10 protein-coding genes, 1 tRNA gene and 1 pseudogene are annotated in these 12,938 nt (G+C 64.1%); 8 read left to right on the top strand and 4 right to left on the bottom strand.

From position 1 onward, the window contains the following. Nucleotides 1-104: 104 nt before the first annotated feature. Nucleotides 105-3,158, bottom strand: coding sequence for an adenylate/guanylate cyclase domain-containing protein (locus IVB23_RS24845; RefSeq protein ID WP_197964822.1), 3,054 nt, complete (start codon nucleotides 3,156-3,158; stop codon nucleotides 105-107). 290 nt (nucleotides 3,159-3,448) lie between these two features. On the opposite strand from IVB23_RS24845, the gene IVB23_RS24840 reads away from it, so the two are divergent. The 3 genes from IVB23_RS24840 to IVB23_RS24830 all read left to right on the top strand — a co-directional run bounded on the left by IVB23_RS24840 (nucleotide 3,449) and on the right by IVB23_RS24830 (nucleotide 6,002). Next, nucleotides 3,449-3,949 (top strand): hypothetical protein, encoded by a 501-nt coding sequence (locus IVB23_RS24840; protein ID WP_028179950.1) that lies wholly within the window; start codon nucleotides 3,449-3,451, stop codon nucleotides 3,947-3,949. A 33-nt stretch (nucleotides 3,950-3,982) separates the two neighbouring features. Further along, nucleotides 3,983-5,386 carry an MATE family efflux transporter gene (locus tag IVB23_RS24835; protein WP_247800400.1) on the top strand — a complete coding sequence of 468 codons (1,404 nt, stop codon included), beginning with the start codon at nucleotides 3,983-3,985 and terminating at the stop codon, nucleotides 5,384-5,386. Between the two features lie 109 nt (nucleotides 5,387-5,495). Further along, on the top strand, nucleotides 5,496-6,002 hold the full coding sequence (locus tag IVB23_RS24830; protein WP_247800399.1) for a hypothetical protein: 507 nt from the start codon (nucleotides 5,496-5,498) through the stop codon (nucleotides 6,000-6,002). A 159-nt stretch (nucleotides 6,003-6,161) separates the two neighbouring features. On the opposite strand, the gene IVB23_RS24825 is transcribed toward IVB23_RS24830, so the two are convergent. Then, nucleotides 6,162-6,238: transfer RNA gene (locus IVB23_RS24825), tRNA-Met, on the bottom strand. 192 nt (nucleotides 6,239-6,430) lie between these two features. On the opposite strand from IVB23_RS24825, the pseudogene IVB23_RS24820 reads away from it, so the two are divergent. Both IVB23_RS24820 and IVB23_RS24815 read left to right on the top strand, forming a co-directional pair. Next, nucleotides 6,431-6,902, top strand: a pseudogene (locus IVB23_RS24820) (coniferyl aldehyde dehydrogenase); the annotation flags it as partial. Nucleotides 6,903-7,193: 291 nt separating this feature from the next. Continuing rightward, complete coding sequence (locus IVB23_RS24815; RefSeq protein ID WP_197966641.1) at nucleotides 7,194-8,792, top strand: choline dehydrogenase; 1,599 nt, start codon at nucleotides 7,194-7,196, stop codon at nucleotides 8,790-8,792. A 192-nt stretch (nucleotides 8,793-8,984) separates the two neighbouring features. Here the strand turns inward: IVB23_RS24815 and IVB23_RS24810 are convergent, their stop codons facing one another. After that, nucleotides 8,985-9,746 carry an SDR family oxidoreductase gene (locus IVB23_RS24810; RefSeq protein ID WP_197966640.1) on the bottom strand — a complete coding sequence of 254 codons (762 nt, stop codon included), beginning with the start codon at nucleotides 9,744-9,746 and terminating at the stop codon, nucleotides 8,985-8,987. Nucleotides 9,747-9,887: 141 nt separating this feature from the next. Here IVB23_RS24810 and IVB23_RS24805 point away from each other — a divergent pair, with 141 nt between their 5' ends. Together IVB23_RS24805 and IVB23_RS24800 are read left to right on the top strand one after the other, a co-directional pair. After that, nucleotides 9,888-10,400 carry a CvpA family protein gene (locus IVB23_RS24805; RefSeq protein WP_247800398.1) on the top strand — a complete coding sequence of 171 codons (513 nt, stop codon included), beginning with the start codon at nucleotides 9,888-9,890 and terminating at the stop codon, nucleotides 10,398-10,400. A gap of 126 nt (nucleotides 10,401-10,526) precedes the next feature. After that, on the top strand, nucleotides 10,527-11,309 hold the full coding sequence (locus tag IVB23_RS24800; RefSeq protein ID WP_197966639.1) for an SDR family oxidoreductase: 783 nt from the start codon (nucleotides 10,527-10,529) through the stop codon (nucleotides 11,307-11,309). 172 nt (nucleotides 11,310-11,481) lie between these two features. Here IVB23_RS24800 and IVB23_RS24795 read toward each other — a convergent pair whose 3' ends face one another. Continuing rightward, a complete protein-coding gene (locus IVB23_RS24795; protein WP_247800397.1) occupies nucleotides 11,482-11,958 on the bottom strand; it encodes a DUF3775 domain-containing protein in 477 nt (158 codons plus the stop codon). 111 nt (nucleotides 11,959-12,069) lie between these two features. Between IVB23_RS24795 and IVB23_RS24790 the strand changes: the two genes are divergently transcribed. Continuing rightward, a complete protein-coding gene (locus tag IVB23_RS24790; protein WP_247800396.1) occupies nucleotides 12,070-12,918 on the top strand; it encodes an MBL fold metallo-hydrolase in 849 nt (282 codons plus the stop codon). Nucleotides 12,919-12,938 lie beyond the last annotated feature (20 nt).

Genomic DNA, 12,938 nt, shown 5'->3' with positions numbered 1-12,938 from the left:
CCATGCACAGTAGCGATCCCCTTGTTTTAGCTACGGGATTTATTTGACGCGTCGGGCAGGTTCGTGGGGGCGCGGCGCTGTCGCCAGACCGACCGGGAGCAGGCTCAGCTGAGCCGATTGTCCCGGGCGACCATCCCGGTCAGCATCGCCTCGGCTTTCTGCTTCAGCGGCAGCGCGCCGCTTTCGGAGGCGATGGCGATGGCGGCGCGCAGGGCGACGACGATGGCGGCCTTGTTCGCCGCGTCCGATGGCGGCGTCACGACGGCCTCGCCGAACAGGGCCTCGGCCTCGAGGCCTGAAAACCCCTGCTGGCGGGCGGTGTTGCGGGCCTCGCGCAGCATGTTCTGCGCGGCCCTGACATCGCCGAGGCGATGGGTGGCGAGCGCCAGGTAGATCGAGCTGCGCAGCACCGCCGAGGTGTAGCCGACCGCCTTCGCTTCCTCGCGCGCCTCCGTCAGCATGCCGCGCGCCCGGTCGAACAGGCCCTGCTCGAGATAGGCGATGCCGAGGTGGCAGGCCAGCACTGGCACGAACAGCCGGATGCCGTGCTTCTGCGCGAGCACGAACCCCTCTTCGAGGATGGCGGCGGCGGCCGCGGGATCGTTCTGCCCAAGCTTCAGCCAGCCGCCGCTATAGGCGGCGGCGACGCGGTCGTAGGGACGGCCGGTCTCCTCGGCGATCTCGGCGGCCTGTTGCTGGAGCTGCTCGGCGGCGTCGAGCTCACCCATGACGGTGTGGGTGATGCTGCTCATCATGCGGCATAGCAACAGCGCGTATTTCGGCGTGGAGCCGAAAGGAGCACTGGCTTCCGGCCCCGACAGTTGCGCGCAGGTCCGTGCGAAAAACCGATCGGCGTCCCGATAGCGTCCGGCAAGAAAATACACCTGGCCAAGGCCGTATTGTGCAGCATTGAGCCAACCCGGATTGCCCCACTCCTGCGCAAGGCGCACCACTTCCTCACCGACGGTGACCGCTTCGATCGGTGTCCCGTAGAAGTTCTGTGCAGCCGCCATGACCGTCATGGCAGCGACCTTCCGGCCGATGTCGTTGATCGCATCGGCACGGCGCTCGGCCTCCTTGCCGAGGTTCAGCCATTCGGCAATCTGGCCGGATGCGATGAACGCCGCACGCGCCTCGATGCGAATATCCACGGCATTCGTCTCCCTCGAGGGATTCGCCGGTGTCATATCCAAAGAACGCATCGCGGTCTCGAAATAGTCAGCCGCATCGGTAAATGCCGACCGCGCCAGGCATCGTCTCGCCGACGCCCTGCCATACGTGAACGACTTGCCCCAATCCTTCGCCCGCATGGCGTGATAGCAGAGCTTGTCGGGATCGTCGGCACCGCCTTCGCTGCTCTCCAGGACAGCAAGTACGCGCGCATGAATGTCTTCGCGCACCTTTTCGACCATCGAGTCGTAGGTGACCTGCCGGACCATTTCATGCCGGAACTCCAGCGAATTCTCCAATTCGCTATCGATCCTGACGAGCAACTCGGCGCGATCCAGCGCGGCGAGGCAACCCTGTAGAACCTCGTGAGACAGGATCGCAATCTTCGCCAGCATCGCTTCGTTCGATCTCGGCCCCAAAGTAGCGGCTATCTGCAGAACAGATCGTTCTTGCTTCGACACCCGATCGAGACGCGCTGCAATAACGCCCTGGATACTGGTGGGAATACCGAGTTCGTCGATTGGACGCACGAGCGCAAGATCGCCCCATTGGCCGCGAAGCGTGCCGCTGTCCTTCAATCCGCGGCAAACCTCTTCGATGAACAGAGGAACGTTTGCGGTATGCGATATGATCCGGCTCTTCAGGTCGGAGTTCGTCGCGGAGGAGCCAAGCATGTCTGCCAGCATGGCCAGCCCCGAATCGTCGTCGAGGGGCCGCATCGCGACGATCTCAGCGTGGCAGCGCGCGATCCAGACCGGCATCCCATTGGGGCGCGAGGTGAACAGCACAAGCAGACCGGCCGCCTGTAGCGACGCAATGGCGGCTACGACGATATCGCTGGCCCGGTCTATCCAATGCAGATCCTCAAGCAGAATCACCGTTTGCTGCCGACTGGCCAAGCTTTTGATGATCGCACAGCTCGCATCGGAGATCGCTCGTCCCCGTGCATGAGGCTCCAGCTCGTCCCAGTGTGGACTCGATATTGGCAGATCGAGCACCGCGTCGAGCGCGGTTTGCTGAATCGCCGACAGATCCTTCCGAGGATCCCCCGGGCTGCCGGGGTCCTTAGCTGCTGCATCCATTGCCGACAGGAGGATCCGCTTGAGTGTGTTGAAGGGCGCACTCTGAAGATTCGGGCTGGCCTCGGCGTCGATCAACCGCCAGCCATCGGCCTTCAGTTCCTGGGCAAACTCATGCGCGAGTCGCGACTTGCCGATGCCCGCATCGCCGAGCAGCAGAACCGTCTGCCGGCTTGCCCTGGCGTTTCGGGCTGTACGCTCCAGCAGAGCCCGCTCGGCAGTGCGATCGACGAAGCGAGAGACACTGCGCGCCCGCCGCACCCGCCAACTCGACAGGTCGCTCGCGCCTACGATCCGATAGACCGGCACGGGCTGGCTAAAGCCGCGCAGCGACTTGCTGCCCAGCGATTCGAACCGGACATGTCCCTCAGCAAGCTTTTGGCAGGCTTCCGAGGCGTAGATCTGGTTCGCCTCGGCCGCCGCTTCCAGCCGCGCGGCCAGGTGCTGCGCGGCACCACCGATCTCGTAGACCTTGGAGAACTCGCTGGCGACCATGTAGGCAACGACATGGCCGGAGTGCAGGCCGACCCGCACTTGAAGACCGGGGTCACCCAGGCTTGCGACTCGCCGCACGAGTTCGATCGCCGCGTGACAGGCCATCGGCGCATGATTGTCGTCCGCAATGGGAGCGCCGAACACCGCCGCAAGCCCATCGCCCAGCTCCTTGCTGACGATGCCGCCGAACTGCCTGACCGCCCCTCTCATCGCCGCCAGCGCCGGCTCCAGGCGTGAGACCGCCTCCTCCGGGTCCAGCTCGGCAACGAGCCCGGTGGAATCGATCACATCGGCCCGAAGGATTGTGACAAACCGTCGTTCACTGTCGGGATCGGAGCGGCGCACGCGTGCGCCGCAATTGGGGCAGCGGCTGTCGCCTGGGTCGATCGTCGACTGACACGCCGTGCAAAGCATTCCGTACTCTCAAGACCTTGCAGCGGTATGGTCGGTGGCCACTGCGAACGAGGGCGATAAGATCGCTTATGAAAACCTGCTTAGCAACGGGGATGCAGTTCATCCTGGGCATAGAGCTCCCCAGCCGTTTGCTGATCTGGACGATTCACAGCTCCAAGTGTTAGCTTGCCAAGAGCGGCGCGAAAAAGTGGCTGCGAACGACGAGCCGCCAGGCTCTTGTTTTCGCCGTCAAGCTTCGCAGAGCTGCATATTTCCCGGGGAAGCCAGGCACTGATTGAGGGGCAGAATACATGGGCATGATAGTCTATTCCGGTAAGCCGTTTAAAGACCTGATGAACAGCAATTACTATCCGCTGGCGAACATGAAGAAGAGCGTGGCCAAGCTCAAGGCCTCGGAAGACATCGATCTAGCGACTTTGGAATACGGCCAATACCACCTGATCTTGAACCCGCCGTCGAAATGGCCGCAAGGCAGCGCCAAGTACTGGCACAAGGAAAAGGGCCGGGCTCGCGTCGACCTCAGTACCCAACCTAACACGGTTCCGCTGTCCAGGGATGAGCCCGGCGTCATCCCGCTGACGCGATGCGATCTGCTCGATGCCTGCGTCCGGAAATGCTTCAATTCCGAGCCGCCGATCCCGATGAAGACCAACATCATCACCCACGCGCCAAGCGATGCCTACGCCCACCGGCACGAGATTCGGCTGGAATGGGAATACAAGAAGGGCTCGGACAAGCCGACGCTGCTCTATCTAACGATGGTCTGTCCGCATAGGCCTTCCAAATCCTGATCCGGACCTGACGGGTCGACGGAGGAAGGCCCGATGTCATCGCCACCTCGCCCGGCCGCGAATGCGTTGCTCGACGGACCGATCCTCCGCACGCTGCTCTCGCTTGCCTGGCCGAATGCGCTCGCGTTTTCGGCCGGCACTTTGGTTGCGATTGCAGAAACCTCCTACATCGGCAGGCTGGGAATCGAGGCGCTGGCGGCGATGGCGCTGGTGTTTCCCTGCGTGATGCTGACCATGAGCATGTCCGGCGCGGCCATGGGCGGGGGCGTCGCCTCGGCCATTGCCCGCGCGCTCGGCGCCGGCGACCGCGACCGCGCCGAAAGTCTCGCCACCCACGCGCTGCTGATCGCGATCTTCTTCGGCCTCGCCTTCATGCTGGGCATGATGCTCGGTGGCCGGCAGCTACTAGAGCTGCTCGGCGGCCGAGGTGACGTACTGGCGCAGGCGGTCGCTTATAGCCAAGTGTATTTCGGCGGAGCCGTGCTCACCTGGCTGGTCAATATTCTGGCCGGCGTCCTGCGCGGCACCGGCAACATGAAATTGCCGTCGATGATGATCGTCAATTCAGCGATCTGCCAGATCATCCTGGGCGGAACGCTGGGTCTTGGTCTCGGACCTGTGCCGCAATTCGGCATGCCGGGAGTCGCGACGGGGTCATTGATCGCCTATTCAATCAATATCGCGATCATGAGCTGGTACCTGTTCTCCGGGCGGGGCCGCATCGTCCCCCGATTGCGCGGGTTTCGCATGCGGTGGGCGTTGTTCGCCGACATCCTCAAGGTCGGCGTAGTCGCCTGCTTCTCCCCGCTGCAAAATACGCTGACCAACCTTGTCTTTACTCATATGCTGGCCGTGTTCGGCACCGCGGTCCTCGCGGCTTATGGCATCGGAGCCCGGCTCGAATATGTGCTGGCGACCATTGCTTTCTCGATCGGCATCGGCTCGGTACCCATGATCGGTGTTGCGATCGGTGCGGGACGCATCGCGCGAGCCCGTCGCATCGCCTGGACGACCGGCGTTGTCGCGCTCATTGTGATCGGAGGACTCGCATGCGCGGCCGCTCTCTTCCCCGACCCGTGGGTTCGCCTCTTCACCGACAATGCTGAAGCGCATGCCGCCAGCCGGCAGTTTCTGCGGACCGTCGCCCCGTTCTACGCCTTCATCGGGCTTGCCTCGGCGATGTATTTTTCGTCGCAGGGCGCGGGCAACGTGCTCGGTCCGGTGCTGGCACAGACTGCCCGGCTTCTCCTCATCGTGCTCGGCGGCTCGTATCTGATGTCGCAGGCGGCAACTGCCGAGGGCTTCTTCGCGCTTACGGCCGCTTCGATGGCATCGCTCGGCCTTCTCTCCTGCGCAGCAGTTGCGTTTACGCGCTGGGAGCCTCGCAAGGAGGACACGAAGGGCAAGCTGAATTTGGCGAGCGCCGCCAACAAATAGGCACGCACGGCGAAACTCCCTCAGGTTGCTTTCGTTGACTTTGTTTCTTTTCGAATGATACGCTCTCAGAAGCCGGGTCAAGGAATTGGGGAGCCATCAATGGGTTCTGATGAACGCCAACTACTACCCGCTCGAAAACATGAAGAAGAGCGTGGCCCGGCTCAAGGCCTCCAAGCAGATCGACATCGAGACGATGGAATACGGCCAGTATCAGCCGATCCTTTCGCCGCTCGACACGTGGCCGAACGGCAGCGGCAAGGTCTGGTTCAAGGCGCTCGGCCACGCCCGCCTTCAGCTCACCGCCCAGCCCAACACCACGCCGCTGTCGAACGACGAGCGCGTCGTGGTGCCGCCGACGAAATGCGCGCTGCTGGATGCATCCATCCGCAAGTGCTTCAACTCGGAGCCGCCGATCCCGATGAAGGCCGACATCCGGCAGCACCAAAAGGACGACGCCAATTCCGACCAGCACGAGATTCGTCTGGTCTGGGAATATGGCAATGGTGAAGACAAGGCGCCGACGCTGCTCAACCTCACCATGGTCTGCCCTTACACGACCAAGTCGCGGAAGGCGGATGCCTCGGCCGAAGCTCGGCAGGAGCACTCCGAGAAGTAGGCCGCATCCGGCGACCTGATGTCCTGCTCTGCGCGAGTTGGCACTTTGCCGGCCCGCGTGTGGTCCCCTCGGAGACAGCACCGGCGACCCGCCTCCCAAAACAAAAATGGCCCGCATCAAGCGGGCCATTTTCGTGTCGGATCCGGCAAAATCCGAATTTGGTTGCGGGGATAGGATTTGAACCTATGACCTTCAGGTTATGAGCCTGACGAGCTACCGGGCTGCTCCACCCCGCGTTAAATCGTTGCGTGCCTTTGCGAAAATCCCGGGGACGGTCGGTTGAGGCCGGCGCTGTTCGCGTGGCTTGCTCTTCCGTCCCAAAGGCTTCCTTGGAAGGCGACCCCGGGGCAATGCCCGTCGGGTGCGGGGCGTATGTATCAAGGCGGGGTGCCTTTGGAAAGGGCTGCGCGAACGTTTTTTTCGACTTTATGACAGGGGATGGACGAATTTCCGCTGCGTTCCGCGCGCTCTTGCCAGAAGTTCCGCAAAGCGCCAGCTTGCGGCAACAAGATTCAGGCTGAAACGCCTGGAGGGAGGAACGCCGTGGACAAATCCCCGACGAGCGCCCCACTGCGGGCCCTCGAAGAGGCCCTCCATGCCATGCGCGCGCGGTCGCGGGAGGAACCGGCCCCTGACCTGGCCCAGCGACTCGACCGGCTGGCGCGGCTGCGCGCGGTGATCGCAGATAACGAGGAGCGCTTCCGGCAGGCGATCTCGGCCGATTTCGGCCACCGCTGCGCGGTCGAAACCACCATCGCCGAGACCATGCTGCTGTTCTCCGAGATCCGGCATGCCACCAAGCACCTCAAGGCCTGGATGGCGCCGCAGCGCGTCGCCACCGCGCTGCAATTCCTCCCCGCGCGCAACCGGCTGATGCCGCAGCCGCTCGGCGGCGTCGGCGCCTCCGGCACCGGCGCCTATCACGGCGAATGGGGTTTCAGGACGTTCAGCAAGCTGAAGCCGGTGTTCTATCGCTCCGGGTTCAACCGTCTCGCCGATCTCTATCCGCCCTATGACGGCAAGATCGCGCGACTGGAGAAGTTGATGCGGTTCATGTCGTCGGGAACAGTCATTCCGGGGCGCGCGTAGCGCGAGCCCGGAATCCATCTGTCCCGCATCGATGGTGGTGACATGGATTCCGGGCTCGCGACTTCGTCGCGCCCCGGAATGACGATAACGGGGAAACAACAATTGACCGACACATTCGATTTCGTCGTCGTGGGCGCGGGCTCGGGCGGCTGCACCGTCGCTGGCCGGTTATCCGAGGATGCGGCGACATCCGTGGCGCTGCTCGATGCCGGCGGGCCTTGCGACAACTGGGTCGTGACCACGCCGGGCGCGCTGGTGCTGATGGTCGCCGGCAACGTCAACAACTGGGCGTTCAACACCGTGCCGCAGAAGGGGCTGAACGGCCGCATCGGCTATCAGCCGCGCGGCAAGGGTCTCGGCGGCTCGTCGGCGATCAACGCCATGGTCTATATCCGCGGCCACCGCTCCGACTACGACCACTGGGCTTCGCTCGGCAACACCGGCTGGGCCTATGCCGACGTGCTGCCCTATTTCAAGCGCTCGGAGAACAACGCCGATTTCGACGGCAAGTATCACGGCAAGGACGGGCCGCTCTTCGTCAACAAATTGCGCTCCGGCAATCCGGTGCAGCAGATCTTCCTGCAGGCGGCACAGGAAGGGCAATTCCGCATCCGCGAGGATTTCAACACTGACGACCATGAGGGCCTCGGCATCTACCAGGTGACGCAGAGGAACGGCGAGCGCTGGAGCGCGGCGCGAGCCTATGTCCATCCGCACATGGGCAAGCGCGCCAACCTGCGCGTCGTGACCCAGGCGCATGCCACGCGCATCCTGTTCGATGGCAGGCGCGCGGTCGGCGTCGAATACCGCCAGGGCAAGGAATTGATGCAGCTTCGCGCGCGGCGTGAGGTGATCCTGGCCGCCGGCGCATTTCAATCGCCGCAGCTCCTGATGCTGTCGGGCATCGGCGATGCCGCCGCGCTGCACGGGCACGGCATCGCAAGCGTGCATCATCTGCCGGGCGTCGGACAGAACCTGCAGGACCATCCCGACTTCATCTTCGGCTACATGTCCGACAGCCCCTATTTCTCCGGCATCTCGCTGAAGGGCATGCCGCGGCTGATCCGCGCCATCCTGCAATATCGGCGCGAGCGCCGCGGTCCCCTCACCTCCAATTTCGCCGAATGCGGCGGCTTCCTGAAGACGCGGCCCGATCTCGACATCCCCGACATCCAGCTGCATTTCGGCATGGCGATGGTCGACGACCACGGCCGCAAGCGCCATAACGGTACCGGCTTCTCCTGCCATGTCTGCCTGCTCCGCCCGAAGAGCCGCGGCAGCGTTGCGCTCGCCAGCCTTGATGCGATGCAGGCCCCGCTGATCGATCCGAACTTCCTTGGGCACGAGGACGATCTCGAGACCATGGTCGCGGGCTTCAAGACCACGCGCCGCCTGATGGAGACACCGGCGCTGCGCGCGCTGCAGAAGAAGGACATGTTCACCGCCAACGTGCGCAGCGACGACGATATTCGCGCCGTGCTGCGCGAACGCGTCGACACCGTCTACCACCCCGTCGGCACCTGCAAGATGGGGACGGACGCGATGGCCGTGGTCGATCCGGCGCTGAAGGTGCACGGGCTCGAAGCTCTGCGCGTCGTCGACGCCTCGATCATGCCGACGCTGATCGGCGGCAACACCAATGCGCCGACCATCATGATCGGGGAGAAGGCGGCGGATATGATCAGGGCGGAGATGCGGTAATGTGAAGCTGCCGCCGCGTCATTCCCCTCTGTCGTCCCGGACAAGCGTAAGCGCCGATCCGGGACCCATAGCCACAGGACATGGTTTGGCGAAGACTCGGAGTTGCCATCGCGCGCCCCAACTTCTCCCTGTGGTTATGGGTCCCGGATCTGCGCGCGCTTGCGGCGCGCTTGTCCGGGACGACAGTTGGGCTCAATTCAGCAAGAACCCGCCGTCCACCGTCACGACACTCCCCGTCATGTAGCGCGAGGCCTTTGACGCCAGCAGCAGGATGGCGCCGTCGAGATCGGACTCGGCGCCGACGCGGCGCTGGGGGATGCGTTTGGCGAGGCGTTCGCCTGATGGCGTCGACCAGAACGCATGGTTCATTTCGGTGTCGATATAGCCCGGCGCGAGCGCGTTGATGCGGATGTTCTGCCCCGCCAGTTCCAGCGCCATCGCCCTGGTCGCCTGGATGATGCCGGCCTTGGAGATCGCATAGGGCGAGACTGCCTTCAGGACGCCGATGCCGAGCACGGAGGCGATGTTGACGATGTTGCCCTCCTGCTTGCGCGCGATCATGCGGCGGGCAATTTCGGTCGCGAGGAAATAGGCGCCCTTCAGGTTGGCGCCGATCACCGCGTCCCAGTCCGCCTCGGTCTGCTCGGTCGCGAGCTTCTCGATGGCGATGCCGGCATTGTTGATCAGCACGGTGACGGGGCCGAGCGCGGCTTCGGCGGCGTCGACAGCCCCGGCGATCGAGGCGGTGTCGGTGACATCGAGCGCGACCGCGGCCGCGCGGCCGCCCTTGCCGCGGATCTCCTCCTCGAGGCTCTTCAGCTTGTCGGTCTGCCGCGCAGCCAGCGCGACCGCCGCACCATGCGCCGCCAGCACCCGTGCAAACTGCCGGCCCAGCCCCTGGCTCGCGCCCGTGACGAGGATGGTTTCTTTACTGACGTCGAATAGGTCTGACATGACGACTTCCTTGCCGATTTCCTTACCGATTCCTTGGGCGCATCCCTTGAGCTTTGGGGCCATCAATACAGACGATTTTAGCGATCTGAAACCGGAATGATCGGTTCGGCGTTCATTCGTTCCAGAGGCAGGGTTTCGCTCATGAACAGTTTCGATCTCGCCGTGTATGCCGCGCTCGCCGTCGCGGTCGGCTTCGGGTTCAGGACCGGCCTGCTGCGCAGCGCCATGACCATCCTCGCCTATCTCCTCGCCGCGCCGATCGCGGTTGCGCTGATGCCGATGATCGCACCGCAGATTGCCGGCAATGCCAACTCGCCGCTGCCGCAGAACTGGATCTGGTTCTTCGCGATCTTCGTCGTGGTGGGCATGCTGTTCGGCCATATCGGCCGCATCGCGCTGAACGACACCGTCGGCGAGGCGGGCATCGGCGACCGGCTCGGCGGCGCCGCGCTCGGCGCCATCAGGGTCGGCCTCGTCGCCACCACGCTGGTGCTGGTGTTCGACCAGATCGTGCCGGCCAACCGCGAGCCGCCTTTCCTCGCCGGCTCGCATCTGCGGCCGCTGTTCTCGGCCGCCGGCCAGATGGGCTTCAAGTCGCTCCCGCCGGAGGCGGCCTCCGCGATCGACCGCCTCAAGCAGGAGCGGCGCATCTGATCTGGCGCATTTGCATCGCAGCGTGGCCGCGCATGCATTTTGGTGCGGGCCCGTCCCTTATCAGCGGCGCAACAGTTGGCTAGAGTGCCGCCGTCCAAAACCTGCCTGACATTACGGAGTGATACAGTGGATCTTGGGATCAAGGGTCGCCGCGCCATCGTCTGCGCATCCAGCAAGGGCCTCGGGCGCGCCTGCGCCATCTCGCTGGCGGAGGCCGGCGTTCACGTCACGCTGACCGCGCGCGGCGCCGAAGCCCTGAAGAAAACCGCCGATGAGATCCGCAAGGCCTATCCCGACGTGACGGTCACCGAGATCGTCGGCGACATCACGACGCCTGCGGGACGCGAGGCGGTGCTGAAGGCGTGTCCCGAGCCCGATATCCTGATCAACAATGCCGGCGGTCCGCCGCCCGGCGATTTCCGCAACTGGACCCGCGACGACTGGATCAAGGCGATCGACGCCAACATGCTCACCCCGATCGAGCTGATCAAGGCGACGGTGGACGGGATGATGGCGCGCAAGTTCGGCCGCATCGTCAACATCACCTCGGCCGCGGTGAAGGCGCCGATCGACATTCTCGGCCTCTCCAACGGCGCGCGCGCTGGCCTCACCGGCTTCATCGCCGGCCTGTCGCGCAAGACCGTGATCAACAACGTCACCATCAACGGCCTGCTGCCGGGCCCGTTCGAGACCGATCGCCTGACCAGCACCGCGAAGGGCGAAGCCGACAAGCGCGGCGTCACGCCGCAGCAGATCCTGGCCGAGCGTGCCAAGCTCAACCCCGCCGGCCGCTTCGGCCAGCCCGACGAGTTCGGCTATGCCTGCGCCTTCCTGTGCGGCGCCAAGGCCGGCTTCATCACCGGGCAGAACATTCTGCTGGATGGTGGTGCGTTCCCGGGCACGCTGTAACCGCGTTTGCAGGTGTACTCCCTCGCCCCGTTCTTACGGGGAGAGGGCTGGGGTGAGGGGCTCTCTCCACAAGCACCGTGAGGACTGGACTCGCGGAGGCTCCCCCTCACCCGGAATTCAAACTGCGTTTGAATTCCGGCCTCTCCCCGCAGGCGGGGAGAGGCAAAGCAACTCACCGCTGCTTCGTCGCCTCGTCCTCGTCCCGCTCGCTGGGATCGGAGGAATCGGCGGTGAGGCGCTCACCGGTCCAGTCGATGCCGAACTCCTCGAGCCCATTCGCGAGCAGGTCGCCCAGCATCGGCTCGCCGAGCAGATAGTGCACCGTTTCGCGGCGCGGGCTGCGATACTCGCCGCGCGCCTCCACGGCGCGGGCGCGCAGATCGTCCCAATCGTCGATCGTGCCGTCGCCGCGGCCAAGCCAGGTCAGCGCGACGAGATCGACCTGCTCGTCCTCGTTCAACGCAATCATGAAGCTGCCGAGCTCTTGCACGACAGGGTCGGAGCCATCGTCCTCGAGGACATCGATCGCATCGTCGTCGCTCGGGTTCGAGCCGGAATCCGGATCGGAATCCCCCTCCTTGACGTCGAATTCACGCGCCTTCTCGATGATGAAGGCAACCTTCTCGGCGGAAATCGTAAGCTCCGGCATGGCTCTCTCCAGGGTTCCCGCGATAACGCCGCATCGCGTCAGATGATCCATTGCGCTTGACGGCGGAAAACCGCATGTTTCTGCACCAAAAAGAAGCTGGGAAGGTGCCGGATGCAGTGGCAGGTGGGCAAGGTCAAAATCACCAAAGTGGTGGAATTGGAGACGGTCGGCTCGACCCGTTTCATCCTGCCGCTCGCGAGCAATGAGGAAATTTGCAAGCTGCCCTGGCTGATCCCGCATTTTGCCACCGAAGAAGGCCGGCTTAAAATGTCGATCCATTCGCTGGTGGTGGAGACGCCCGGCAGGCGCATCGTGGTCGATACCGGCCTCGGCAACGACAAGCAGGGCCGCAACGTCCCGACCTGGAACAACCGCAGCACGCCGTTCCTGGAGACCATTACGGCGGCCGGCTTTGCCCCCGACAGCATCGACACCGTGCTGTGCACGCATCTTCATGTCGATCACGTCGGCTGGAATACGAAACTGTCCGGCGGCAAATGGGTGCCGACCTTCCCGAAGGCGCGCTACGTTTTCGGCAGGACCGAATACGAATATTGGCGCGACCATTCGACCGCGCCGGACAAGCAGGCCGTGTTCGGCGATTCCGTGCAGCCGATCGTCGATGCCGACAGGGCCGATCTGATCCCGAGCGACCACCGGCTGTGCGAGGAGATCAGCATGATCCCGACCCCCGGCCACAGTCCCGGCCATATGAGCATCCTCATCCAGTCGGACGGCGAACAGGCCCTGCTCACCGGCGACGTCGCCCATCACCCCTGCCAGATGGCGCATCTCGACTGGTCTTCGACCGCCGATTCCGACCAGGCGCAATCGGCCGCAACGCGGGCAGCGCTGTTCGGCCGCTTTGCCGATACGCCGACGCTGGTGATCGGCGGACATTTTTCGGCCGGGCATATCAGGCGGGAGGGGGACGCGTTCAGGTTCGTCGCGCTGGGGTGATCTCTGTTTTGGGCGGTTGA

The organism is Bradyrhizobium sp. 191, assembly GCF_023100985.1.
GTDB classification, from domain to species: Bacteria; Pseudomonadota; Alphaproteobacteria; order Rhizobiales; family Xanthobacteraceae; genus Bradyrhizobium; species Bradyrhizobium diversitatis.
This window is presented reverse-complemented; position numbering and strand designations above follow the sequence as displayed.

Bases quoted from the DNA above. Each gene is read 5' to 3' on its own strand.
- IVB23_RS24845 (WP_197964822.1), bottom strand. From the start codon at position 3,158: ATGCTTTGCACGGCGTGTCAGTCGACGATCGACCCAGGCGACAGCCGC.
- IVB23_RS24840 (WP_028179950.1), top strand. From the start codon at position 3,449: ATGGGCATGATAGTCTATTCCGGTAAGCCGTTTAAAGACCTGATGAAC.
- IVB23_RS24835 (WP_247800400.1), top strand. From the start codon at position 3,983: ATGTCATCGCCACCTCGCCCGGCCGCGAATGCGTTGCTCGACGGACCG.
- IVB23_RS24830 (WP_247800399.1), top strand. From the start codon at position 5,496: ATGAACGCCAACTACTACCCGCTCGAAAACATGAAGAAGAGCGTGGCC.
- IVB23_RS24810 (WP_197966640.1), bottom strand. From the start codon at position 9,746: ATGTCAGACCTATTCGACGTCAGTAAAGAAACCATCCTCGTCACGGGC.
- IVB23_RS24805 (WP_247800398.1), top strand. From the start codon at position 9,888: ATGAACAGTTTCGATCTCGCCGTGTATGCCGCGCTCGCCGTCGCGGTC.
- IVB23_RS24795 (WP_247800397.1), bottom strand. From the start codon at position 11,958: ATGCCGGAGCTTACGATTTCCGCCGAGAAGGTTGCCTTCATCATCGAG.
- IVB23_RS24790 (WP_247800396.1), top strand. From the start codon at position 12,070: ATGCAGTGGCAGGTGGGCAAGGTCAAAATCACCAAAGTGGTGGAATTG.